Origin of the sequence: Sporosalibacterium faouarense, from assembly GCF_016765695.1 — a bacterium.
Lineage (GTDB): Bacteria > Bacillota > Clostridia > Tissierellales > VENL01 > Sporosalibacterium > Sporosalibacterium faouarense.
In genome coordinates, this window is the sequence record NZ_JAETGO010000057.1 from 34,628 (window position 1) to 57,923 (window position 23,296).

A 23,296-nucleotide genomic window follows, 5' to 3' on the forward strand; every position below is an offset into this window, starting at 1 on the left:
AAGTGAAAGTTCACTTCTCAAGCTTTTTTATTACTATTTTTTTATTATTTGTTATGCTTTAATCTCTCTAATCATATTTTTAGCAAACCTTTCGGCTTCCCTTTCAATATCTGGAATCCTAAAAATGGCCCCTTTATCATTAGCAGTAGCCATTATACTAAAATAGGGTGGAAGTCTAAAGGTTTTATTTACATTTAATGCGCTAATTAATTGCTTAGATAAAACATCACTTCCAGAGTTACCTGAAACTATAACTCCAAAAATACTCTTATCATAGAATTTAGTTTTTCTAAATAAAGCAGTTAATCTATTAATAACTGCGGACATATTTGCTGATAGAGAATCGTTATAATTAGGACATATCCAAACTACAGCGTCTGCTTCTAATATAGCAGGATACACCTCTTCAACCATAATTCCACCATAAAAACAACTTGTTTGCTCTCCATAGTGCTTACATGTTTTATATGGACATCCAAAACAGTCCCTGACTGTGCCATTCTCAATATGTATCTCCTTTATGTTATGTCCTTTTAAATGCTTTTTCACCATATCCCAAAGGTTGAGAGTATTTGATGTTTTACGGTTACTGGCATGTAAAACAAGAATATTTGGATTTTCAATTAATTTTGGATTATCACTTATTATTGTATTACCAAGCTTTTCTGAAAGAGTTAAGCAAACCTCTTCTAAAGGCTTTTTTATGACCTTTTGAAGAGTGAGTAAATTACCTAATGACCCTGTTGCCTCAATAATAGGTCTTCCAGGGAATCGACACCCCAATTGATTTGCATGGAACAATATATCCTGAGATATCGACTTAGTAAATAATTCATTATCACTATGAATGAGTATACCACCATGGGACCCATACAATGAATCCTTCCCACGTTTATATAATTCTGTAAATATCTTGGAAATTCCAATATTATATCCGGCCTCGTTAGTTTCGATAGCAAATAATATTTTTTTGTTTTTTAAATCTGGTAGATTTATTTCATTATTAATAATAGTAACTTGATTATCTGAAGTTAAAGAAGAAATTGCTTGATCAACCATCTGAGAAAGAATATTACTTGGTTTTTCAGGAATAATTAGGTATAACTCTTTCATATTATATCCTCCAATTTTCTATAGGTATTTTTCAATTTATTTATTAGCAATTCAGGTAATTTTAGTTGTTCTAATTCTATACCTGAATTTATATATCTATTGTTTGCTCCAATGAAAACACCACCCATATAAGTAGCACTGTAGTGCCATTGTCCTCTTATTGTTGCAAGAATTGATAAAGTACCAGAGGAAAGAGCAGGAGCTATATATGGCTTGAATCCTATTTCTCTAACCTCAAGATTTGCTGTTTGAGCTTTTTCAGTTAAATAATTAGAAATAGCATCATCATAGTTTGCAATACTATTAGCAATAATTAGTCCGTCACCATGGGGACCAAAAGCTCGACCTTCGTTTAGATAGGCAATTGTTTCTTCCTCTTGCTGTGCATAATAAGAGGCGCGGGCATTCATAACTCCCAAGCCATAACCTCTAATTTGTTCAGGGGCTAAGCCCTTAAAGTCAAGCTCTCCAGATTCATTTCTGTTACTCTCTAAGAAAGACACTTTACATAGTAGGTCTACTGGGTCGGATACAACCGCAAATATTCCTTTAAAGTCTTTTTCTCTAGCCATTTTTCCATATTCAGTGATGATTTTTGAATTCTCTTTAAACTGGAACATTCGAACATCATCAATATCACTTCCAACGGGAGGAACTCCTTTTGATGCACAGAAAACAAACATGTCACAATCAAATAATTCTTCCTTCGATACACCTACTACAGTTGGGAATGATTTTGAATTAAAGGGCGAAAGTACTTGATTCATCTCTAATACCCACCGCTTAACTTTATTTTTAGACCTAGCATATATACCAATTTCAGATATAGAATCATCCCCTAACAGCCTCAGTCCTGTTAACAAAGTAGTTCCAACGTCACCAAGACCTAAGACATTCACTTTCCATTTCTTGGGTTTATATATATCTAAGGCTGACTCCCAATTGGGATAATTAGTATTAATAAAAGTTACTTCCTTAGCATCAATCTTTGACTGAATCCATTGTGGAATAATGTTTATATTAGTTTTATATGTTTTATTTTTATTAATTAAGTTGATTCCTTCATATTCAAGAAATATAAGGGATGGATCTGACAATGCAAAACTTCTTCTAGATTTTTCAGGATTTAATTCACCCAGGAAATATATTATATTATTATCTTTGGTATTTTCTTTAGCGTCTTTATCATTAATAGAGTCTAGATTTTTGTATTCATTAAATGAAAATAATATTTTATTCTTAAGTTTATAGTAATAAATCCTAATCACCTCCTAATAATATCTTCGATTCTTTTAAGATGCTCTAAATCATTTTTTAGATATTGGGTTGGTTTTAAGTTCAAATCGTAATCAATGCTTTTACCATGATCAGGACATCTAGGTGTGGTGAAAACATCACCTAAGTGTTTTAGTGTTAAGTTTCTTTCATGTATCATACGATATTCTTTTTCTAATGTCGAAATTATTTCTAGTGAGTTTCTCAAACAAGTTTCTGACAATTCATATACTGAATCATTTTTAGTATTTTTAATAAAGGTTGGAGAAGCATAGGGCAAAACAAAGTTAATTGAGGATAATAGATTTCTTTCAGGAAAATATCCTCTCCATACAGTATCTCCTCCTATAAAAGGGTATAGTGAATTTTCATTAAACCATACCTTTAAATTTGGTATAAAATATGCGCTGTCTACGTCTCTTCCTTGAATATCCATTAATTCCTTACCTCGTCCACTTAGAATACCGACAATGATTTTCTCAACTTTTAAATCTTCATTTTTTATAATTGGATCTATGGCTTTAATCCTATAGCCTTTATTTAATAGGTCATCAACTAAGATAACTGGCTTACCGAAGGACTTAAGCATCTTGATTTGGTTTTCCAAATTCATATAATTTGGAAATGGACCTATATCAAAGCTTTTAATATCTGGTTCGAACATTTTTTCTGTGTGCATTGACTTAGTTACTGTATTCGGAATAGTATAGCCGCTTAATATAGAGCCAAAGGGGACACACATTTTATTTCCTAGTTTTCTAGGGAAAGTTTGTTCAGTAGATACTTTATTTACGTCACAGATCTTTTCAACGAGCTTTTCATATAATATATCTCTATCAAAGGATATAATCAATTGCCCAGGATACAATTTAGTAAGAGATTTTTGCAATCTTTTTCTTGATCTTAATAATGCTTTCTGAACATTTTCATTACTTCTAAAAGGCTCCTTTATAACAGTTTCAATATCTAAATTGAGGGTACATGGATTTGTCATACTAACTGAGAAAATAGAATCACTTTCATCTCCATAAGGTAACTGTTCAAATCCTTGTAATTTTAAGGTTTCGTGCAAGGACGATGAAGTACCTTCTTGAAAAAAATCATTGAAGATAGCATAAGTATAGTCTTTTGCCAAACAAAAGGCCAATGTCTCCGTTAAAGTAATTTGTTCTAAATCCTTCAGTCTTGGAGAAGAATTAGTAAAGATTCCGTCTATAACAATAATTCTACCAACAGCATTTTCCCTAACGAATTCCGATACATTATTATCTTTAAATTGATTGAAGAGCATACTAGATCTTACCCAATGGAAGGCTGAAAAAGCTAATATTTTATTAGTATCATGGATATCTCTAATTATTAAAACCCTTGGACTAAGTTTGGTTTTTAGCTCTTTGAACTTTTCAATAGCTCTTTCATTGCCTTCAAAAAAGTTATCATATAATTCTTTAATAATATAATCATCTACATCATCATAAATTTCTATATTAATAGATTTAGTTTGTATTAGGGATTTGTACTGCGGTTCTCGTCTGTATAAGCCAAATTCATAAATGAAGTTTTGAGCCAATGGATCAATTAATTGTGAAATATCCCTGTTTTCATCAATATAATTTCTAATTTGAGTCGAACTAATGTCTTCATATTGCAGAGGTAGTGTTAAAACAATAGAATCTCTATTTATTCTTTTTAAGGCGTTCTCAAAGTCAATATCATCTTCAGTAGAATAGAAAGAGCTTTTTCTTTCAAAGATAATATGAGGAAAGTCATGTATTGAATTTTCAGATTTATCTGCCTTATATGATGAAGCATTTACTATAACATCACTTCCTACTACTATGTGAACCTTAGAATTAGGAAAATTATCTCTAAGGGCTGTCAAATCTGTAGGATTAGCAATGTTAATTTGCAGATCCTGAGGATAAAGGTATATATTTAGCTCATTTGCAATTGACATGCTAATAATACGTCTCCTAAGCTTATGGGGTTGAGTTCTCTTAGACCAAGAGAATTCATCTACTGCTAAGTATACCTCAAATCCTTTATCTCTAATCGCCTTAGCTATTTCCTTATGACTTAATGAGAAGGGATCGAAGGTGCCTGGGAAAAATGCTATTTTTTTCACTGTATCTAGTGATAAATCATCCTCAAAAAACACATAATCGGATATAAATCTATATATGTGATTTAAAGAAGCTGCATCATTTAAGAATAACAGTTCATTCTCTTCTTTTTTAGGTAATAAAGTTAGTATTTTTTTTGCGATTAGATGAAAGACATCTCTTTTTTCATATAAATTCAATTCAAAGGAACCAAATATTTCTTTACCGATGATTCTGAAAGCCTCTTGCTTAACTTGAGTGTCAAAATGAACTAAGCCATTTAATAATATACCTAGCATTCTAATTTGACGTTCCTTATAGGCATTTTCATCTTCTAGTTCTGAAAAAAAGCTTTTATATTTGGGATAATTCTTTAGGGCTACACCAGTAGTTTTAAGTAACAATAAATTGATCTGAGTATTTGAATGCTTCATTTTGTCAATAAAATCATCAATTAATTCATCTAATTCCACTGGTTGCAAATAAAGTATTAATTGTCCTAAATAATTAGGAATATACTTAGTAAAATGATAGCCTTGAATCTCTAAAGCCCTTAATAATTCTACAGTTACATCATTTCTTTGGTCCATTGGAAGCATAGGGAATATTTTTAATAAAGCATCTCCAGCATGGTTTCTAACGTTTTCTACAGCACTAACTTTTATTAGATTACAAAAATGCATGGCTGTATGAAGTCCTTGTTTTTTAGGATTTTTAATTACTTGCTCCAGTAATAATTCAATATGAATCTTCTTGCTTACCCAGTTTGTTGCACTTTTAAGATTTTTCAAGAAAATGTCAGAAGTATTTTTGTTATCTTCTTCAAAGAACTGTCTATATTGTTTCAGAATATTATCATCTAAATTTAGTTTTGTTGCAATTTTTAATCTTAAGAAATTTTCGGCAGCAACCTTTGAATAATAGACGTCTCCTTTAAACATATCTATTAACTTTCGCACTAATGAGTTGTTTTTATTTATTCTATAAAGTAAGTTATAGATCCTATCTAAAGCAGCTAAACGAATATCTACATCATCATGTCTCAACATTTTTAGCATAAAGGCAAATAGCTTTTGAGAAATTTTATCATCAAGATTTATATAAGGCACATATTTAACAGTTTGAATTAAGTAAAATTGAATGTTTTTTTCTCCATCAATAGCTTCTTCATAATACTTTAATAAAACATCTCTATATTTTTTTCTTTTTTCGCTACTACATCGATTGCAAAGAGAGGAAATCATGCCTCTTAGGTTATAACCTATCCATTCTCTATGGGCCTCTAAAATTTTATGGTCAGGAAATAAAAATAAATGTATATATTTATCTAATAAATCGAAACTTGTTATTTCGATAGACTCTCTTTTTGCTCCTTCAGGAATCTCTTTTCTATATTCTTCATCAAAAGTGGCTATTAGGATTCCAATTAAATCAGCAGCTTGCTTTCTAACATCCTCTTCCTTATGAATTAATAATTCATATAAGAAATTTAGGGTTATGAGTTTCTGTTTTTGAGTTAAATATGTAGAGTATTCTTCAAAAATTGTTAAATAAGCTCTTAAGTCTTTCCAATCATTTTCACTGCGGGCTAGCTCTAAAATAGAACTAAGTGATGCTTCATTTCTAAGCTTATCCATGAGATCTATATTATGACTTATGGATAAATACTTAAGATGCTCTATCACTTGTTGATTCTGCATTAGTGGATAATAATTTGTCTCAACTGGAGGACTTACTTCTGTAAAAGGATCTACATTAATACCAAGGCTAATCATATAATTTTCAAAGTCTCTAAGCTTGGCATATACCCTTCGATATCTCTTCTCTTTGGCTTCATCAAGATTGTCTAATTTATCTAATACAATATTAAATGAGTCCTCCAAAGAATAGATATACATATCCTTTTTATTGTTTTCAGTCACCCTATTTTTCACCCTAAAATCAGAGTAAATCAGTATTAAAGACTCAATTGGAAGATTTTCAAGTTCTAAATCCCAGGTAGAGTGGTTAGCAGCAATATGCCCTATGTATGTCATTTTATGTTTCTTAAACCATAATTCAGTGTAGTAGTAATGAAAATAAGGAACTCTTTTAAGTTCTTTTCCAACACACCCAAATTTACCTATATCATGTCCTGCAGCTGCACCTGAAACCCAACCCAAATCAACCGGTAATCCAGTATTATATAATTGTTTACCAACGTGCATGGCTACAAGATGAACACCACTAATGTGGTCAATAGTATTATGACCGGTAACTGCTCTGTGTAGCTTCATCATTTCATATATATAGTCTCTATAAAAAACTCTTTTAAATTTTCTGTACTCATTTGAAGCATTATAATCCTTTTCTTCTTTACCAGTTAAAAAAGTAAGAGGATATTTCACTTGATTCCTGAAATCTTCTGTGTTACGTTCAATCGATGAAAAGATCCTTAATATACTAAGATAGATAATAGCACCTTTATTTAAGTTTTCATGGAAATTTATCCTAACAGCGTGGGGAAAAGAATTATTAAGTGCAAATTGATATATGTATTCAAGCCAACTATCGGGAGAGTCATCTCCACCCAACTCGTCTAAAATATCCTTACATAAATTTAAAGTACCATCACAACTAAAGTCTTCATTTTCAATTAAGCTTTCAAGTCTGGCTAAGAATGCCACACTCTCCACATGCCTAACTATAAAGGATTCTTCAATATTAAACCTTTTGAGATAATTAGGTTCAGTTAAAGTAGCTAAAATTTTGCTATATAATTTTGAATAGAGCAAGTTGTCCATAAATAGTTCCTCCTTCTTTAAACTATAATAACATTTACCATTATATCAGTAAATTTTAGTTGTAGCACATATATGCTACATTATTTTATTTAGGAAATTGCATATTTACTATTCAATTTCCTCTAATATCAATTTAGTATTAGTTTATACTTTATTAAATTATACCCAAATTTTATCCTTTACAATTTATTTTGCAAAGAAATTAATGCTCAAGATACTATACAACATGTAGACTTGTTTTGCTAAAAAAAGCATTGCAGGTTTTTATTATTAATAAAAGGTGTTACCTAAGTTTATAGAATCTGATAGAATATTAGAGTGGATGCTGATATTAAGAAATGTTAGGGGAGATACGATGATTAAAAAAGTAGCAATATCTGTATTATTACTATTAGCTTTAACTATAGGTTATATTTTCTTTGATGTTAACTATACAAAAATAAACTATTTGAACCTGGAATCAGACAAAATACCGAAAGGCGAATCTCTAAAGATACTTCAAGTTTCTGATATGCATAATAAAAAATTTCCAAATGCTAATAAAAAACTTTTTAAATTAATAAGACAATCTGAAGCTGATCTAATTGTAATCACGGGAGATTTTATAGATGGAAAAACAAAAGATTTTACTTATATATATTCATTTGTTGATAAATTAGTAAAGATTAACCCGCAGATATACTTTGTATCTGGGAATCACGAATGGAGAACAGGAAGAAATACTGAATTGGTAGAAGGGTTAAAGGGAAAAGGTGTAAAGGTACTGAATAATAGAAGTGAAGTATTCAAAAAAGAGAATTTTATAGTAAATATTTGTGGTGTAGATGATTCATATACAAGACATGATAATTTTGAAGAGGCAATCAAAGGGGTTAATAATGATTTATATACAGTTTTATTATCCCATTCTCCTGATCTTATAAGTAGGGAAAATACTTCTTTCGTAGACTTAATCTTATCGGGACATACCCACGGTGGACAAATAAGACTTCCTATAATAGGTGCCTTAGTAGCCCCAGGGCAAGGTTTTTTTCCTAAATATGATAAAGGCGTGTTTGATTTAGGAAGTGAAACAAAATTATATCTAGACAGTGGTCTAGGTACAAGTACAATACCAATAAGATTTTGGAATAGAAGTCAAATTAGTTTGATAACAATTTCTAGATAGACAGAAAAGGATAAAAGTTCTTAAATAGAGCTTTTATCCTCCTAAAGTGATGTCTTGCTTATCATACCAATCTAATGCATCATGGATATTTTGTGGTTTAAAGTCTGGCCAATAATCATCTACCACATAGAAATCAGAATAAACCGACTGTACTGGTAGAAATCCACTAAGTCTTCTCCTTCCACCCCAACGTATAATCAAATCTACTCTTGAAATATCGTTTGATTTTAGTTGATTATAAATATCACTTTTATTTTTACTTTCCATAAAATTCTTTAAATCCCATTGCCAACCATAATTTACTAAGAAATTAACCTTAATGTCACCTTTGCCTATGACTCTTCTTTCTGTATAAGGTAAAAGTTCCTTAGGAAACATAGGTGAACTAGAATTTCCAATTACTAGCAAAGAAGCATCTTCTTTTAAAAGCATTTCAACTGCATCTATACAAGCTTGTGTGAAAGCTATAGTTTGAATAGTTGGCCTTTTAGTATTATCCATTGTAAAGCCATAATATGTAATCTCTTTTACCCCTATTTTCTTACAAATTCTAAATGCTGAAATCCCAGGGGATAACCCGTGCTTGTAACCCTTCTCTTTACTAAAACCTTTTTCTAAAGCCCATCTACGGTTCCCATCTGGGATTATTCCAATGTGATTAGGAACTCTCATATTCAACCTCCTATTAGATTATGGTTAATATTATAACCACATAATATTAAAAATAGTCAAAAAGAAAAACCTTCAACAGTAGAAGGTTTCTAAGTTTATCTATTTCTTTTAAAAATAATTATAAGTCCAGCAATAATGAAGAGTACGGGCCATAGATAATCAAAATTAATCCAAGAATAAAATCTTTTTAGTATTAAGACAGCACCTATAGCTATGAGAACAATACCTAAAGAATATGACCCATTAGAATGCCTTTTACTTTTAGGTGAATCCGAAGTAGATTCATATGTAGAATCAAAATTCTGTGAATCATAGCCCTCACTATTAGTAGTCACTACATCAGATTTACTGGGGATTATTATAGCACATACTATATAAGCAAAAACCCCTATGCCAAACTCGGACAAGGTTAATAAAACCCAGAGAACTCTTATTAGGGTAGGATCAATGCTTAGATATTTTCCTATTCCACCACAAACTCCACTAATAACATTATCCTTTTCAGAACGATATAATTGTTTGCTCACGAAATCACTCCCTTGATAGATCTTAGTTAATATTATAACATGCATAAGTCAAAAATCCTTCTATAAATAATTGAAAAAATATAAAGTCTTAATATTTATTATTCAAGGGTCCTGTTTCTAAGCTTTTGGTTTAATTATTTTTTTGTTATGGACAAAACTTATAGGGGTATATATAAAATAATTAAATGAGAATCACTTTCAAAAAAGTTAGGAGGGTAAAATATGCTAGTAGATCAATTTAATCCTTTAGAGGGTAAAATGCTATCTATATTAGATAAAGATGGGAATGTAAAGGATAAAAAATTAGTTCCTAAAATTGAAGATGAGAAATTAATTGAAATTTATAAGACAATGTTATTAACAAGAGTTGCTGACATTAAAGCCTTACAATACCAAAGGCAGGGTAGGATGTTAACTTATGCCCCTAATCAAGGTCAAGAAGCTACTCAAGTAGGTTCAATTGCGGCATCAGAAGAGAAAGATTGGTTGGTCCCAGCCTTTAGAGAATTGGGAGCTTGGCTTTATAAAGGAGTGCCTTTAGAGCAAATATTTTTATATTGGTACGGAAATGAATCAGGAAGTGATTTTCCTGAAAATGTAAAAATGCTACCGATATCAGTACCTATTGCATCTCAGTTGAATCATGCAGTAGGGATAGGGATGGCAACTAATATTAAGGGTGAAGACGAAGTTACCTTAGCTTATGTAGGAGATGGAGGAACATCTCAAGGAGAATTTTCTGAAGCTTTAAACTTTGCAGGAGTTTTTAATACACCAACAGTATTTATAATTTCCAATAACCAATTTGCTATATCAGTTCCAAGGAAATTTCAAACTAAGGCAAAAACCTTAGCACAGAAATCAATAGGTTTTGGAATTCCTGGGATACAGGTTGATGGGAATGATGTATTAGCTGTATATGCAGCTACTAAAGAGGCTGTAGATAGGGCTAGAAAAGGTGAAGGCCCAACTCTTATTGAGACTGTAACCTATAGACTTGGGCCTCATACCACTTCTGATGATCCTAAAATTTATCGTGAAGATGTAGAAGTGGAAGAGTGGAAGGAAAAAGATCCATTAATTAGATTTAGAAAATATTTAATAGATAAAAATCTTTGGGATGAAGAGAAGGATGAAAAACAAAAAGAAGAATTTGAGAATATAGTTAATAGTAATTTTAAAAAGGTTGAAGAATCTGGAAAAATATCATTAGAAAAAATTTTCAAATATAATTATGAGGAAATGACGCCTGAATTAATTGAACAATATGAAGAATATAAGAATTATATAGAAAAGGGAGTGAAATAGATGCCATTACTAAATAATATTTCTGCCATTAACCATGCCTTAGATAAAGAGATGGAAAGAGATAAATCGGTTGTAGTTTATGGTGAGGATGTTGGCTTCGAAGGAGGAGTATTTAGAGCTACTGCTGGACTTCAAAAGAAACATGGTGTAGATAGATGCTTTGATACTCCATTAGCTGAGTCTGGAATAGTTGGTTCAGCAGTTGGTATGGCTGTTAATGGGATGAAACCAGTAGTAGAAATGCAATTCTCAGGATTTGTTTTACCAGCTATGAATCAGATATTAGGTCATGTAGCTAGATATAGAAATAGAACTAGAGGTAGATATAATTTGCCTATGGTGATAAGAATGCCTTATGGTGGAGGTGTTAGAGCTCTAGAGCATCATTCAGAGAGTATGGAGGATATATTTGCTCAAACTCCGGGATTAAAGGTAGTTATACCATCAACACCATACGATACTAAAGGATTATTATTGGCAGCAATAAGAGATCCAGACCCTGTAATTTTCTTAGAACCTAAGAGGATTTATAGAGCATTTAAGCAAGATGTACCAGAGGAAGATTATACACTACCAATTGGAAAAGCTAAGATAGTCCAAGAGGGTGAAGATATAACAGTAGTTGTTTGGGGAGCATTAGTAAGAGAAGCTCAAAAGGCGATAAAGGAAATAGAAGATGAAGGCATTAGTGTTGAACTTATAGATTTAAGGACTATATCTCCTTTGGATAAAGAGACTATTATTGAATCAGTGCAAAAGACAGGTAGATTTTTAGTAGTTCATGAAGCATTTAAATCATTTGGACCAGGAGCAGAGTTAATATCTACAGTTAATGAAGGTGCATTTTTATATTTAGAAGCACCGCCAACAAGACTTACTGGATTTGATATTACTATTCCATTACCAAAGGGAGAACACCACTTTATAATAGAGCCGAAACAAATAGCAGACAAGATTAGAGAAATCGTAAGCTTTTAACTGGAGGTGAATAATTTGTTTGAATTCAAATTTGCAGATATAGGAGAAGGAATACACGAAGGTAAATTATTGAAATGGTTTTTTGAAGAAGGTGATGAAATAAAAGAAGGTCAGGACTTGTTTTTAGTGGAGACTGATAAAGTGAATGCAGAAATACCGTCACCTGTAAGTGGTAAGGTAGTTAAGAAAATGGCTAGTGTCGGAGATATAATAGAAGTTGGGCAAGTAATTGCTAAAATAGATGATGGAAGTGGAGAAGCAGTAGAAGAAAATGAAGCTGAAAGCAGAGAAGTGGATAGTAAGGATAAGAAGGAATCTTTATCTGAAGATGAAGAAGAAACAGCTGGAGTTGTAGGTGAAATTGAGGTATCTTCTGAGGTTATTGAAAGTAGCAGTGAAACACATCAAACAAAGAAAAGTAGTAAGAAAAAAGTGTTAGCAACACCTGTTGCGAGAAAGCTAGCTAAGGATTTAGGTATAGATATAAATGCTATTGAAGGTTCTGGTCCAGCAGGAAGAGTTATGAAGGATGATATCTATAAAGCTAATGAAACTCAAAAATCTAGTGAGAAAGATGTAGGCTCTGAGACTAGAAATAACCAAGAAAACCGAGATAATGCATTAGCATACACATCACCAGTTAAGATACCTGAAATAGATATTAGTGGAGAAGTCGAGCGTGTTCCAGTATCCATGATGAGAAAGACCATTGCTAAGAACATGGTATTATCTAAATCAATGATTCCCCATGCCTCTACAATGGATGATATTGATGTAACTAAGTTAGTTGAATTTAGAAAAGAGCAGAAGCCTTTAGCTGAAAAGCAAGATGTTTATTTAACATTTATGCCTTTTATAGTTAAAGCTGTAACCATAGCTTTACAGGATTATCCTGTATTTAATTCAAGCTATGATTATAAAAATGAAGAAATAATCTTGAAAAAGTATTATAACATAGGGACTGCTGTCGATACTCCTGACGGATTAATGGTACCGAACATTAAGGATGCCAATAAGAAGGGGATATTACAGATAGCTAAAGAAATGGATGAAATTAAAGAAGAAGCCAGAAATAGAACTATTTCCTTAGATAAGCTTCAAAATGGTACTTTTACAATTACTAATTATGGAGCTGTTGGAGCTAAATATGGTATTCCTGTTATTAAATATCCTGAGGTAGCTATTCTAGGAGTGGGAGCAATAGAAAAAAGACCTGTAGTAGTGAATGGAGAAATAACTATTAGAGATATAATGCCAATAACTCTTTGCATTGATCATAGGGTTATAGATGGTGGAGATGCAGGAAGGTTCTTAATGAGGCTTAAAGAATTATTAAATGACCCAATGCTCTTGGTTTTAAGCTAGGAGGTATAGAATATGGAAAACTATGATATTACAGTAATAGGTGCAGGTCCAGGAGGTTATGTGGCTGCAATTAAGGCAGCTCAAATGGGAGCAAAAACCGCTATAATTGAAAAAGAGGACATAGGTGGAGTTTGCTTGAACTGGGGTTGTATACCTACAAAAACACTTTTAAAAAGTGCAAAAGTATTTGATAATATAATGAACTCTGAGAAATATGGTATAGATATATCCGATAAAAGTGTAATATCGGTGAATTGGCCAAATATGCAAAAAAGAAAGGATAAAGTGGTTAAGAAGTTGACAGGTGGAGTTGAATTTCTTTTAAAGAAAAATAGTATTAAAGTATATAAAGGTTATGGTGAGATAGTTGATAGAAATACCATTAAGGTTAATAGTGAAACTATTAAAACTAAAAATCTTATTATTGCAACGGGCTCATCTCCTAAACTACCTTCAATAGATGGAATAAACGAAGCTAATGAAGATGGTTTAGTAGTAACAAGTAAGGAAATATTAGCTTTGGATAACATTCCTAAGAATTTAATAGTCGTAGGTGGCGGTGTAGTTGGAGTTGAATTTGCTACTCTATTTAATGCTCTAGGATCAAAGGTTACCATTTTCCAAAGAAGTGATAAGATTTTAGGTAATATAGATATAGATATTAGAGATACAATGGCTGATATATTAACAAAGAGTGGTATTGAAATAATTTACAATGTAGATGTAGAAAAGTTTCAGGACAATAGTTTAATGGCAACTGTTGATGGAGAAAAAAGAGAATTCAAAGCTGAAAAAGTATTAGTTAGCATTGGTAGAAAAGCTAATAGTAAAGGCTTAGATAAGCTAAGTATAGAGCTAGATAAAAGGGGAAACGTAATTACAAATGAAAAGCTACAGACTAATATTGAAGGAGTTTATGCAATAGGAGATATAAATGGTAAATTCATGTTAGCCCATGTAGCCTCGGCTGAGGGTATTGTAGCTGTTGAGAATATCATGGGTAAAGAGACAACTATTGACTATGATAAGGCTCCATCTTGCATTTATGGATTCCCAGAAATAGGAACGGCAGGACTAACTGAACAAATGGCGAGGGAAAGAGGTCATGATGTTATCGTGAGTACATTTCCTATTAGTGCAAATGGCAAAGCATTAGCTGAAGGAGAAAGTCATGGATTTATTAAAATTGTAGCAGATAAAAAATATGGTGAGGTTTTAGGAACCCATATACTAGCTCCTAATGCTACTGATATGATTGCTGAAGCAGTAACTACAATGGAATTAGAGGGTACAGTACATGAATTAGCTAAAGCGATTCATCCTCATCCCACATTATCAGAAATTGTTATGGAAGCAGCCCATGGAGCAGTGGATAAACCAATTCATATTTATGTAGGAGATAAATAATCTCTATAATTGCTAAGAGATAATTATAATATAATAAAAACACTTTAAATATCAGCTAGCTGATATTTAAAGTGTTTTATTATTATTACTATGCTTTAAATTAGAGCTAATAAAACATACAATTAATAAAATCATCAATATTAATTTTAAATATATATTCTTCAAAGGCTATAGAATTTAATTCATCTTTAATAGAATTTTCTTCATATCTTTTGTTTATTAATAGGTTTTCTAGTTCTCCCTTATCCCTATTTCCAAAGAAATCACCGAAAATCTTACAATCACTTATTATACCATTTTTAACATTTAACCTAATATCTATATTACCGCCTTCAAATCTTTTAGCTTTTTGAATATCAAAATCTGGAGACTCACCATAGTTCCATTCCCAAGTTAAGTATCTACTTTCCATCATTTCGTTAATTTTTTTCATATCTTTATCAGTTAATACATATTGACTTTCCTCTGTTTTGCTATCCGCTATCATTGATTTCAATAAGTAATCTTTAAACTTATCTATTGAAACTTTTTCTTTTAAATATGGATAAACATTTGTTACTCTACTTCTTACAGATTTAATACCCTTAGACTCAATTTTATCTATTTTAACATTCAAGGCATCTTTTACAACTGACAAATCAGAGTTAAATAGAATAGTACCATGATGTAATAGCTTATCTCTGTAATAGTATTGAGCATTACCTGAGAATTTCTTACCGTCAATTGTTATATCATTTCTTCCAGTAAACTCAGCTTTTACACCTAGCTTATTTAATGCATTAATAACTGGTTCAGTAAATTTTTTAAAATTACTAACATTGTCTTTTTTATTTTTAGTTATAAAAGTGAAGTTTAAATTACCTAAGTCATGATAAACTGCACCTCCACCAGAAAGTCTTCTAACAACGTTAATATTGTTTTCGTTAATATAGGAATAATTAATTTCTTCTATGGTATTTTGGTTTCTTCCAATAATAACCGATGGCTCATTTTGCCATAGAATAATAATATCATCGTCTAACTCTAGGTGCTTTAAGGCATATTCCTCAAGGGCTAGGTTAAAATGAGGATCTTTAGCGTTATTTTTAATACTTATCATCTATACCACCTCTTTTATATAATTTATATATATTATACCTAATAACAAGGAGAGAAAACAAAAAAATATTAATATAAATTGTTACTATTTATAAGTTAATAGGATTACTATAACTTTTTTAGATTATTATAGGCAGATATTATCTATCTAGTGTATCAGTTTTACCCCTTTATTAATATATTAATAGTAGCTATAGATGTGAGGAGGTGTTGTTATGGCCTATAGTGCTCGTGAGTTATTGGCGAGAATAATTAAATGTGAAGCAGGCGGAGAAGGAGAAAGGGGAATGAAAGCCGTAGCAACAACAGTGATGAATAGAGTTCATGTACCTTATGGTGAATATCAAAGAGTGGGTCAAGGTGATCTTAGAAAGATAATATTTCAGGAGGGACAATTTGATTGTGCCACTTCAATCTTAGGAGGACGTACTAATCCTCAAACAATATGGGCAAGTCCACCAGAGGGTATTCACTATGAAATTGCTGATTGGGCTTTAGCTGGAAATAAACTGTATACTTTAGATGAAACCCTGTGGTATTTTAACCCCTTTATACCAACCTGCCAAACTTATTTTCCATCTGAGGTTGGAGTTATTCAAAATAGGATTCGAGAACATTGTTTTTATGATCCAACTTCCTATTATGCAGAAACTTAAAATTATATAAATAAGGAGTGATATTGTGAAAAAGAAAGATATTGATAAAACCGATAACGGTAGTATTAATAAGCCAAAGAGGCCAATTGCAGATCCACAACAACCGAGAATGCCTCAAGTACCTCAAAGACCGATGCAGCCTTATCAGCCATATAATATGCCTTCAGGATGGTATCCACCTGGTACTGCATATAATCCTATTGGTGTTCCACCTTGGGCTAATCAACCAGGTCAAATGCCGACAACACCAATGCAACCAGGTCAAATGCCAACTTCTCCAGCACAACCAAGGACTCCATCTGTTCCAGGTCAGCCAGAGACTCCAGCAGCGCCAGGTCAAATACCAGTGGTTGATATGCCAAGACAACCAGGAGCTCCAGTAATGGTTGATCCAAATTATCTACAAGGTTATCTTATTAAAAATATAGGAAGGTACGTAAGGATTGACTTTTTGATTGGCACAAATACATTAATTGATAGAGCAGGAGAATTATTAGATGTAGGTATTGATTTTGTAGTATTAAGAGAAACAGAAACTGATGACCATGATGTATGTGACTTATATTCTATCAAATTTGTAAAGATATTCTATTAAGTAAAATTTATTAATGTTTTAAAGGCACAGATATGTGCCTTTTTCATTGTATTAAAAATGCTATCAGATGAGAGATTAGTTCCCAAAAGTTCTTGAATGAGTTACAATTAAGATTAAGCATACTTATGCCTAATGGTATTTCTATCAAATATATCTATCGACAATACAAGAAAAATACATATAATAGACATATTTTCACAAACTAGTAACATGCTACTTTCAACCATTGTATTAAATATTTTTATTAATCTTGTAGTTAAATATTCTATGTGTTATTCTATATACGGACATGTTTTATATTTTGCACATGTAAGCGTTTTCAAGGTTTATAAAGTAGTAAAAATAAATCAATTATTTAAAGGAGGTTTTCTAATGCATAAAAAATTATTTATTCCAGGACCTGTAGAGGTAAAGGAAGATGTGTTACAAAAAATGGCTACTCCTATGATAGGACACAGAACTAAAGAGGCATCAAAATTACAGAGAGATATCAGTGAGAAAATGATGAAGCTTTTCTATACTGAAAATCAAGTTTTATTATCCACAACATCAGGAAGTGGATTAATGGAAGCAGCAATAAGATCTTGTACAAGAAAGAGAGCAGCTGTATTTGCAGTTGGAGCTTTCGGAAAGAGATGGCATGAAATGGCTGTTGCTAACAATGTAGAAGCTGATTTATTTGAAGTTGAATGGGGAACACCAACTACTCCAGAACAAGTAGACGAAGTTCTATCTACTGGCAAATATGATTTAATTACGGTGACTCACAATGAGACATCTACTGGTATTATGAATCCTGTTGGAGAGATAGGAAAGATGTTAAAAGAAAAATACCCAGAGGTTGTTTTCTGTGTTGATACAGTTAGTTCAGCGGCAGGAGCAAAAATCCAGGTAGATGAATGGGGAATTGATGTTTGTATAACATCTACTCAAAAGGCTTTAGCATTACCTCCAGGATTAGCAATTTGTACTATTTCTCAAAAAGCTCTAGATGCTGCTAGACAAGTAGAAAATAGAGGATTCTATCTAGACTTAGTGAGACTGTATGATTACATACAAAAGAAGGATCATCAATATCCTTCAACACCTTCATTACCACACATGTTTGCATTAGATTATCAATTAGATAGAATTCTTGAAGAAGGTTTAGATAATCGTTTTGCGAGACATGAAGAGATGGCTAAATATGTTAGAGATTGGGCTAATAAGCATTTTGAATTATTCCCAGTTGAAGAGCATGCTTCAAACACTTTAACAAATATTAAAAATACTAAAGAGATTAGTGTTTCAGACTTAAATAAAAAATTAGCTATGAGAGGATTTACAATCTCTAATGGTTATGGCAAATTAAAGGAAAAAACATTTAGAATTGCTCATATGGGTGAAACTACTTTACTAGAAATCAAAGAGTTACTTGAGAATATTGAAGATATCTTAGGTTTATAGAGAGGTGAATATATAATGGCAAGAATTTTAGTTACTGATGGAATGGATAAAAAAGCTGCTGCTCAGCTTAAGGAAATGGGTCATGAGCTTGTTGAACAACATTATGCACCTGAAGAACTTAAAGAAGAGTTAAAGAGCTTTGATGCAGTAATTGTAAGGTCTGCTACAAAGGTTAGACAAGAAATAATAGATGCAGCTTTAGAAACTAAGCAACTTAAGCTTATTATAAGAGCAGGAGTAGGACTTGACAATATTGATGTTCCATATGCAATGGAAAATGGTATACAAGTAAATAATACTCCAAATGCAAGTAGTGCATCAGTTGCAGAATTAGCAATTGGTCATATGTTTGCTATTTCAAGATATATTCACATTTCTAATGTTACTATGAGAAATGGTGAGTGGAACAAGAAAGCATATAAAGGTATTGAGTTAGCTGGAAAAACTTTAGGATTAATTGGATTTGGTAGAATTGCTAAAGAAACAGCTAAGAAAGCTCATGCATTAGGAATGAAAGTGCTTTATACAAATAGATCTGGAGCAAAGGAAGGCTACGATCAATACACTTTTGTTTCTATGGATGAATTACTTAAGAAATCAGACTTTATATCACTTCATATTCCTTTCAATAAAGAAGCAGGTGCTGTATTAAGTACTAAGGAATTTGAAATGATGAAGGATGGAGTTTATCTTGTGAACTGCGCTAGAGGTGGCGTTGTAGATGAAGAAGCATTAATAGAAGCTTTAGATTCAGGTAAGGTTGCAGCTGCAGCAGTAGATGTTTTTGAAGAAGAACCTACTAAGAATCAGAAGCTATATACTCATGAAAAGGTATCTCTTACTCCTCACATAGGAGCGTCTACTAAGGAAGCTCAAGCTAGAATTGGTGAGGAAATAGTTGATATAGTAAAAAACTTTTTTGCATAGGAGGTTGAATAATGGCAGTAGTTAGACCATTTAAAGGCATTAGACCAAAAAAAGAATTAGTTGAAAAGGTGGCTTCATTACCATATGACGTAATGAACAGAGAAGAAGCAAAGGAAATGGCAAAGGGAAATGAACATTCTTTCTTACATGTTGTAAGATCTGAAATAGATATGGATGATTCCTTAAGCCAATATGACAAGTCAGTATACGAAAAGGCTAGAGAAAATCTTGATAATATGATTAAGGATGAAATCTTAGTTCAAGATGAAAAACCTAAATACTATATATATAGACAATTAATGAATGGAAGAGTTCAAACAGGACTTGTTGCTTGTACTTCAATAGATGAGTATATGAATAATACAATCAAGAAGCATGAGTTTACTAGACCAGCTAAAGAACAAGACAGAATCAATAACTTCGATCATTGCGACGCAAATACAGCTCCAATATTCTTAACTTATAGAAAGAATGATGAGCTTAACACAATAATAAATGATTGGATTAAATTCAATCTTCCAGTATACAATTTCATTAGTGAAGATGATATTACTCATATAGCGTGGGTAATTGATGATGATAAGATAGTTAATAGAATTGGTGAAATCTTCGATGGAATTGATTACTTATATATTGCTGATGGACATCATAGATCAGCTTCTTCAGCTAAGGTTGGATTAAAGAGAAGAGAAGAAGATCCAAACTACACAGGTGATGAAGAGTTTAACTATTTTATGTCAGTAATATTCCCAGATGAAGATCTATTTATAATGGACTACAACAGAATTGTTCAAGACTTAAATGGATTGTCAGAAGAGGAATTCATGACAAAGGTTAAAGAAAAATTTGATGTAGAAGAGTACAAAGAAGAAGGACAATACAGACCACAAATGAAGCATGAGTTTGGTATGTACTTAGATGGCAAATGGTATAAGATAAATGCTAAGGAAGGAACTTATGACAAGGACCATCCAGTTAATAGTTTAGATGCAGCTATACTTCAAAATAATCTATTAAATCCTCTATTAGGAATTGACAATCCAAGAACAAATGAAAGAATTGATTTTGTTGGAGGAATTAGAGGACTTAAAGAATTAGAAAAAAGAGTTGAGAATGGTATGAAGGTAGCTTTCTCAATGTATCCAACTACTATAGAAGATTTAATGGGAGTTGCTGATGCTGGAGATGTTATGCCACCTAAGTCAACTTGGTTCGAACCAAAACTAAGAAGTGGGCTATTCGTTCACAGATTATTTTAATAGAAGATAATTGTATTTTACCAAATGAGATATTCCTATTTAAATAGGAATATCTCATTTTTTTAGGTTTATATACAATTAAATATAAGTTTTATAACTGGCTCGTTAAGTATTTTAATTCATTTTCTTCATATTTTATGATACTATATAATAGTTACTAAATATCTTTTTGGCTAGTAGTTACTTTTTTATACTATAGTATTTATAATAATACTAAAGAGGAGATGAATAAAATGGATGAAGAATTAAAGAAACATGAAGAGTGTCATATGAAAGATCAATGTATAAAATATGATATATGTCCAATGCTTAGGGTACAGCATTTGGTTGCAGGAAAGTGGAAAATACTGATTTTATGGTACTTAAGCTATAATATACTCAGATTTAGTGAATTAAAGAGGAAACTACCAGGAGTAACTCAAAAAATGCTTACACAGCAATTAAGAAGTTTAGAAAAAGATAAAATGATTTTTAGAAAGGTATATCCCGTTGTACCACCTAAAGTAGAGTATGGATTAACTGATATGGGTAAGAAAATAATTCCTATATTAGAGATGATGCATGGTTTTGGGACAGAGCACTTGAGTTTAGAAGGTTTTTAAAGATTATAACATAAAATACTAATTGGTATTAGATAACATAAGCTAAAAACATGTCATATTGTTTTTAGCTTTTTCTGTTTAATGTACCACTGATTTTATTAATAGTATCTTTTTAGTAACTATATTACTAAAAAGTGCGTACTTGTTGAAAGATTGTTATGTTGATAACATTATATCATAGGGTTAAATAAGAAATTAATGTAACAATTTTGTATAAGAAATTAATATAAAAGGGGATGCTTAAGATGAGTAAAGTGCTTTATATCAAAGCAAATGCTAAACCAGAGGGAGTATCAAGAACTTTTAGAATATCAGATGCTTTTGTTGAATCCTACAAAGAAAGCCATCCTGATGATGAAATTGTAATTTTAGATTTGTATAAAGAAGACATAAAACCATTAACTGGAGATGATTTAGACACTGTTTTTGGACCTAAGACAGAAGATAGTAAAAATCACCCAGTTTTAAAATATGCTTATCAATTTGCAGAAGCAGATAAATATATTATTGCTGCACCATTATGGAACTTAGGACTTCCAGGAATTGTGAAATTATACTTTGATTATGTAAGTGTTGTAGGAATTACATTTAAATATGTTTCAGGTGGCGGAGTATCAGGCTTATTAGAAGGTAAAAAGGCAATACATATCGTTACAAGAGGTGGGGAATATTCCACACCACCACTTTCAGAATTCGAGATGGGAGATAAATATGTAAGGACAATCTTTGGTCTATTTGGAGTTTACGATGTTGATACCTTTGCTATTGAAAACATGGATCGTAGTGATACTGATGTTGAAGCTGTTGTAACAGATGCAATTAAGGATGCAGAGGAAAAAGCTGAAAATTTCTAAATAGTAATACTAAAATTGAGATATATTAGTGAATACTATTGGTTTTGATAAACTATTTTAAAGAATTTCTAAAACAATGTAGAATACCCGTAGACTTTTAACGTTTAGGATATAAGTTTACGGGTAAGTTATATTTTACACTAAAAGGTTTTATTAGTTGTTTTTATTCTTACGTATATGTTTTTAAACCTTTCTAATTTATACTTATTTTTCAATTATTCTTTTCCTCTAGAAACAAACCTGTTCTTTAGATCTTAATTTTCAACTATATATTTAAATAGGGCTATATTGGGTATTATACTAACATAGGATTATTAACAAAGTAGTTATTTAGATCATTAACTAAAAGATTTAAGTAACTAAATATGGTAAAGAAAGTGAGGAAAAGTTTATGGCTTTCTTTGAAAGGTATTATGGTAAAGTCTTCAAGTCATTATTGTGGGCGATAAATCCCTTGAAAAAGCAAGTAATTGAGACTGAGTGTCAAGTTCATAGATTCATAAATTATAAATCTATAAAGCTCTTAAAAAAATTTGATTTTGACAAAGAGTTTGAGTTATTTAATTATTATTTAGAAGAGTTGAATAAAGGAGTTGTCTGGGCTGATCAAGATTTTAAAAGTATAAATCATTTTTATAGCCCATCGAAGAAAAGAGGCTTATACGGTCATAGTAATGCTTTAACATTAACTATGAAATACTACAATAATGCATTAGAATTTTGGAAAAATGAAGATATCGAAAATGCTATGTTTTATTTAGGGGCTTGTGTACATATTATTCAAGATATAACAGTTCCTCAACATGTGAATATTAGACTGTTAGATAGTCATAGAAAATATGAAAATTTTGTAAAGGTAACCTATGATATAGTTGCAGAATATGTATCCTATGAAAAACCAATTAAATTTAGTAGTTTAGAACATTTTATTAGATTTAATTCTAAGCAAGCAATGGAGATATATAATGAATCAAAGGAAATAGAGGATGAAAAAGAAAGGTTTCATCATATAACAAAATGTATTCTGCCCTTATCTCAAAGAACAACAGCAGGTTGTCTATTATTATTCCTTGAAGAAGTTGGGTATAAGCAATTAAGGTGAACTACTCACCACTTGCTCACGCAGAAGTGGGAGCTTCTAGAATCAAGTGCTAGAACTTT

The 23,296-nt window shown here is 31.5% G+C and carries 19 protein-coding genes; 13 read left to right on the plus strand and 6 right to left on the minus strand.

Annotation, left to right across the window (positions count from 1 at the left end; translation table 11 throughout):
* Nucleotides 1–51: 51 nt before the first annotated feature.
* The 3 genes from JMO20_RS11170 to JMO20_RS11180 are packed head-to-tail and all read right to left on the minus strand — an operon-like array spanning nt 52 to nt 7,273.
* A complete protein-coding gene (locus JMO20_RS11170) occupies nt 52–1,113 on the minus strand; it encodes a flavodoxin family protein (protein WP_202709753.1) in 1,062 nt (353 codons plus the stop codon).
* A complete protein-coding gene (locus tag JMO20_RS11175; protein ID WP_341534022.1) occupies nt 1,110–2,381 on the minus strand; it encodes a lactate/malate family dehydrogenase in 1,272 nt (423 codons plus the stop codon). Before JMO20_RS11175 ends, JMO20_RS11170 begins: the two co-directional genes overlap by 4 nt.
* Nucleotides 2,378–7,273 carry a nicotinate-nicotinamide nucleotide adenylyltransferase gene (locus JMO20_RS11180; protein ID WP_202709754.1) on the minus strand — a complete coding sequence of 1,632 codons (4,896 nt, stop codon included), beginning with the start codon at nt 7,271–7,273 and terminating at the stop codon, nt 2,378–2,380. Before JMO20_RS11180 ends, JMO20_RS11175 begins: the two co-directional genes overlap by 4 nt.
* A 355-nt stretch (nt 7,274–7,628) precedes the next feature.
* Between JMO20_RS11180 and JMO20_RS11185 the strand changes: the two genes are divergently transcribed.
* Nucleotides 7,629–8,441, plus strand: coding sequence for a metallophosphoesterase (locus JMO20_RS11185; protein ID WP_202709755.1), 813 nt, complete (start codon nt 7,629–7,631; stop codon nt 8,439–8,441).
* 33 nt (nt 8,442–8,474) lie between these two features.
* Here JMO20_RS11185 and JMO20_RS11190 read toward each other — a convergent pair whose 3' ends face one another.
* Both JMO20_RS11190 and JMO20_RS11195 read right to left on the minus strand, forming a co-directional pair.
* Nucleotides 8,475–9,113: an undecaprenyl diphosphate synthase family protein gene (locus JMO20_RS11190; protein WP_202709756.1), complete on the minus strand. Its 639-nt coding sequence runs from the start codon at nt 9,111–9,113 to the stop codon at nt 8,475–8,477.
* Nucleotides 9,114–9,208: 95 nt separating this feature from the next.
* Entirely contained in the window at nt 9,209–9,640 is a 432-nt protein-coding gene (locus JMO20_RS11195) for a PspC domain-containing protein (RefSeq protein ID WP_202709757.1), read from the minus strand.
* Nucleotides 9,641–9,862: 222 nt separating this feature from the next.
* On the opposite strand from JMO20_RS11195, the gene pdhA reads away from it, so the two are divergent.
* From pdhA to lpdA, 4 genes are read left to right on the plus strand one after another with little or no spacing between them, the layout of a single operon-like run.
* Entirely contained in the window at nt 9,863–10,948 is a 1,086-nt protein-coding gene (gene pdhA / locus JMO20_RS11200; RefSeq protein ID WP_202709758.1) for a pyruvate dehydrogenase (acetyl-transferring) E1 component subunit alpha, read from the plus strand.
* Nucleotides 10,949–11,926: an alpha-ketoacid dehydrogenase subunit beta gene (locus JMO20_RS11205; protein WP_202709759.1), complete on the plus strand. Its 978-nt coding sequence runs from the start codon at nt 10,949–10,951 to the stop codon at nt 11,924–11,926.
* 15 nt (nt 11,927–11,941) lie between these two features.
* Nucleotides 11,942–13,291, plus strand: coding sequence for a dihydrolipoamide acetyltransferase family protein (locus tag JMO20_RS11210; protein WP_202709760.1), 1,350 nt, complete (start codon nt 11,942–11,944; stop codon nt 13,289–13,291).
* Between the two features lie 12 nt (nt 13,292–13,303).
* Nucleotides 13,304–14,698, plus strand: a complete 1,395-nt coding sequence (gene lpdA / locus JMO20_RS11215; RefSeq protein ID WP_202709761.1) for a dihydrolipoyl dehydrogenase — start codon at nt 13,304–13,306, stop codon at nt 14,696–14,698.
* Nucleotides 14,699–14,804: 106 nt separating this feature from the next.
* Here lpdA and lplA read toward each other — a convergent pair whose 3' ends face one another.
* On the minus strand, nt 14,805–15,797 hold the full coding sequence (lplA, locus tag JMO20_RS11220) for a lipoate--protein ligase (protein ID WP_202709762.1): 993 nt from the start codon (nt 15,795–15,797) through the stop codon (nt 14,805–14,807).
* Between the two features lie 214 nt (nt 15,798–16,011).
* Between lplA and JMO20_RS11225 the strand changes: the two genes are divergently transcribed.
* The 8 genes from JMO20_RS11225 to JMO20_RS11260 all read left to right on the plus strand — a co-directional run bounded on the left by JMO20_RS11225 (nt 16,012) and on the right by JMO20_RS11260 (nt 23,237).
* Nucleotides 16,012–16,452: a cell wall hydrolase gene (locus JMO20_RS11225; RefSeq protein ID WP_202709763.1), complete on the plus strand. Its 441-nt coding sequence runs from the start codon at nt 16,012–16,014 to the stop codon at nt 16,450–16,452.
* A 25-nt stretch (nt 16,453–16,477) separates the two neighbouring features.
* Entirely contained in the window at nt 16,478–17,047 is a 570-nt protein-coding gene (locus JMO20_RS11230) for a hypothetical protein (RefSeq protein WP_202709764.1), read from the plus strand.
* A gap of 372 nt (nt 17,048–17,419) precedes the next feature.
* Nucleotides 17,420–18,493 carry a pyridoxal-phosphate-dependent aminotransferase family protein gene (locus JMO20_RS11235; protein WP_202709765.1) on the plus strand — a complete coding sequence of 358 codons (1,074 nt, stop codon included), beginning with the start codon at nt 17,420–17,422 and terminating at the stop codon, nt 18,491–18,493.
* 15 nt (nt 18,494–18,508) lie between these two features.
* On the plus strand, nt 18,509–19,420 hold the full coding sequence (locus JMO20_RS11240; protein ID WP_202709766.1) for a D-2-hydroxyacid dehydrogenase: 912 nt from the start codon (nt 18,509–18,511) through the stop codon (nt 19,418–19,420).
* 11 nt (nt 19,421–19,431) lie between these two features.
* Nucleotides 19,432–20,679, plus strand: coding sequence for a DUF1015 domain-containing protein (locus tag JMO20_RS11245; RefSeq protein WP_202709767.1), 1,248 nt, complete (start codon nt 19,432–19,434; stop codon nt 20,677–20,679).
* Nucleotides 20,680–20,912: 233 nt separating this feature from the next.
* Nucleotides 20,913–21,281: a winged helix-turn-helix transcriptional regulator gene (locus JMO20_RS11250; RefSeq protein ID WP_279380109.1), complete on the plus strand. Its 369-nt coding sequence runs from the start codon at nt 20,913–20,915 to the stop codon at nt 21,279–21,281.
* 245 nt (nt 21,282–21,526) lie between these two features.
* The gene (locus JMO20_RS11255; protein WP_202709768.1) at nt 21,527–22,135 is read left to right on the plus strand and encodes an FMN-dependent NADH-azoreductase; all 609 of its coding nucleotides are present in this window, start codon (nt 21,527–21,529) and stop codon (nt 22,133–22,135) included.
* Between the two features lie 391 nt (nt 22,136–22,526).
* A complete protein-coding gene (locus JMO20_RS11260) occupies nt 22,527–23,237 on the plus strand; it encodes a zinc dependent phospholipase C family protein (RefSeq protein ID WP_202709769.1) in 711 nt (236 codons plus the stop codon).
* Nucleotides 23,238–23,296 lie beyond the last annotated feature (59 nt).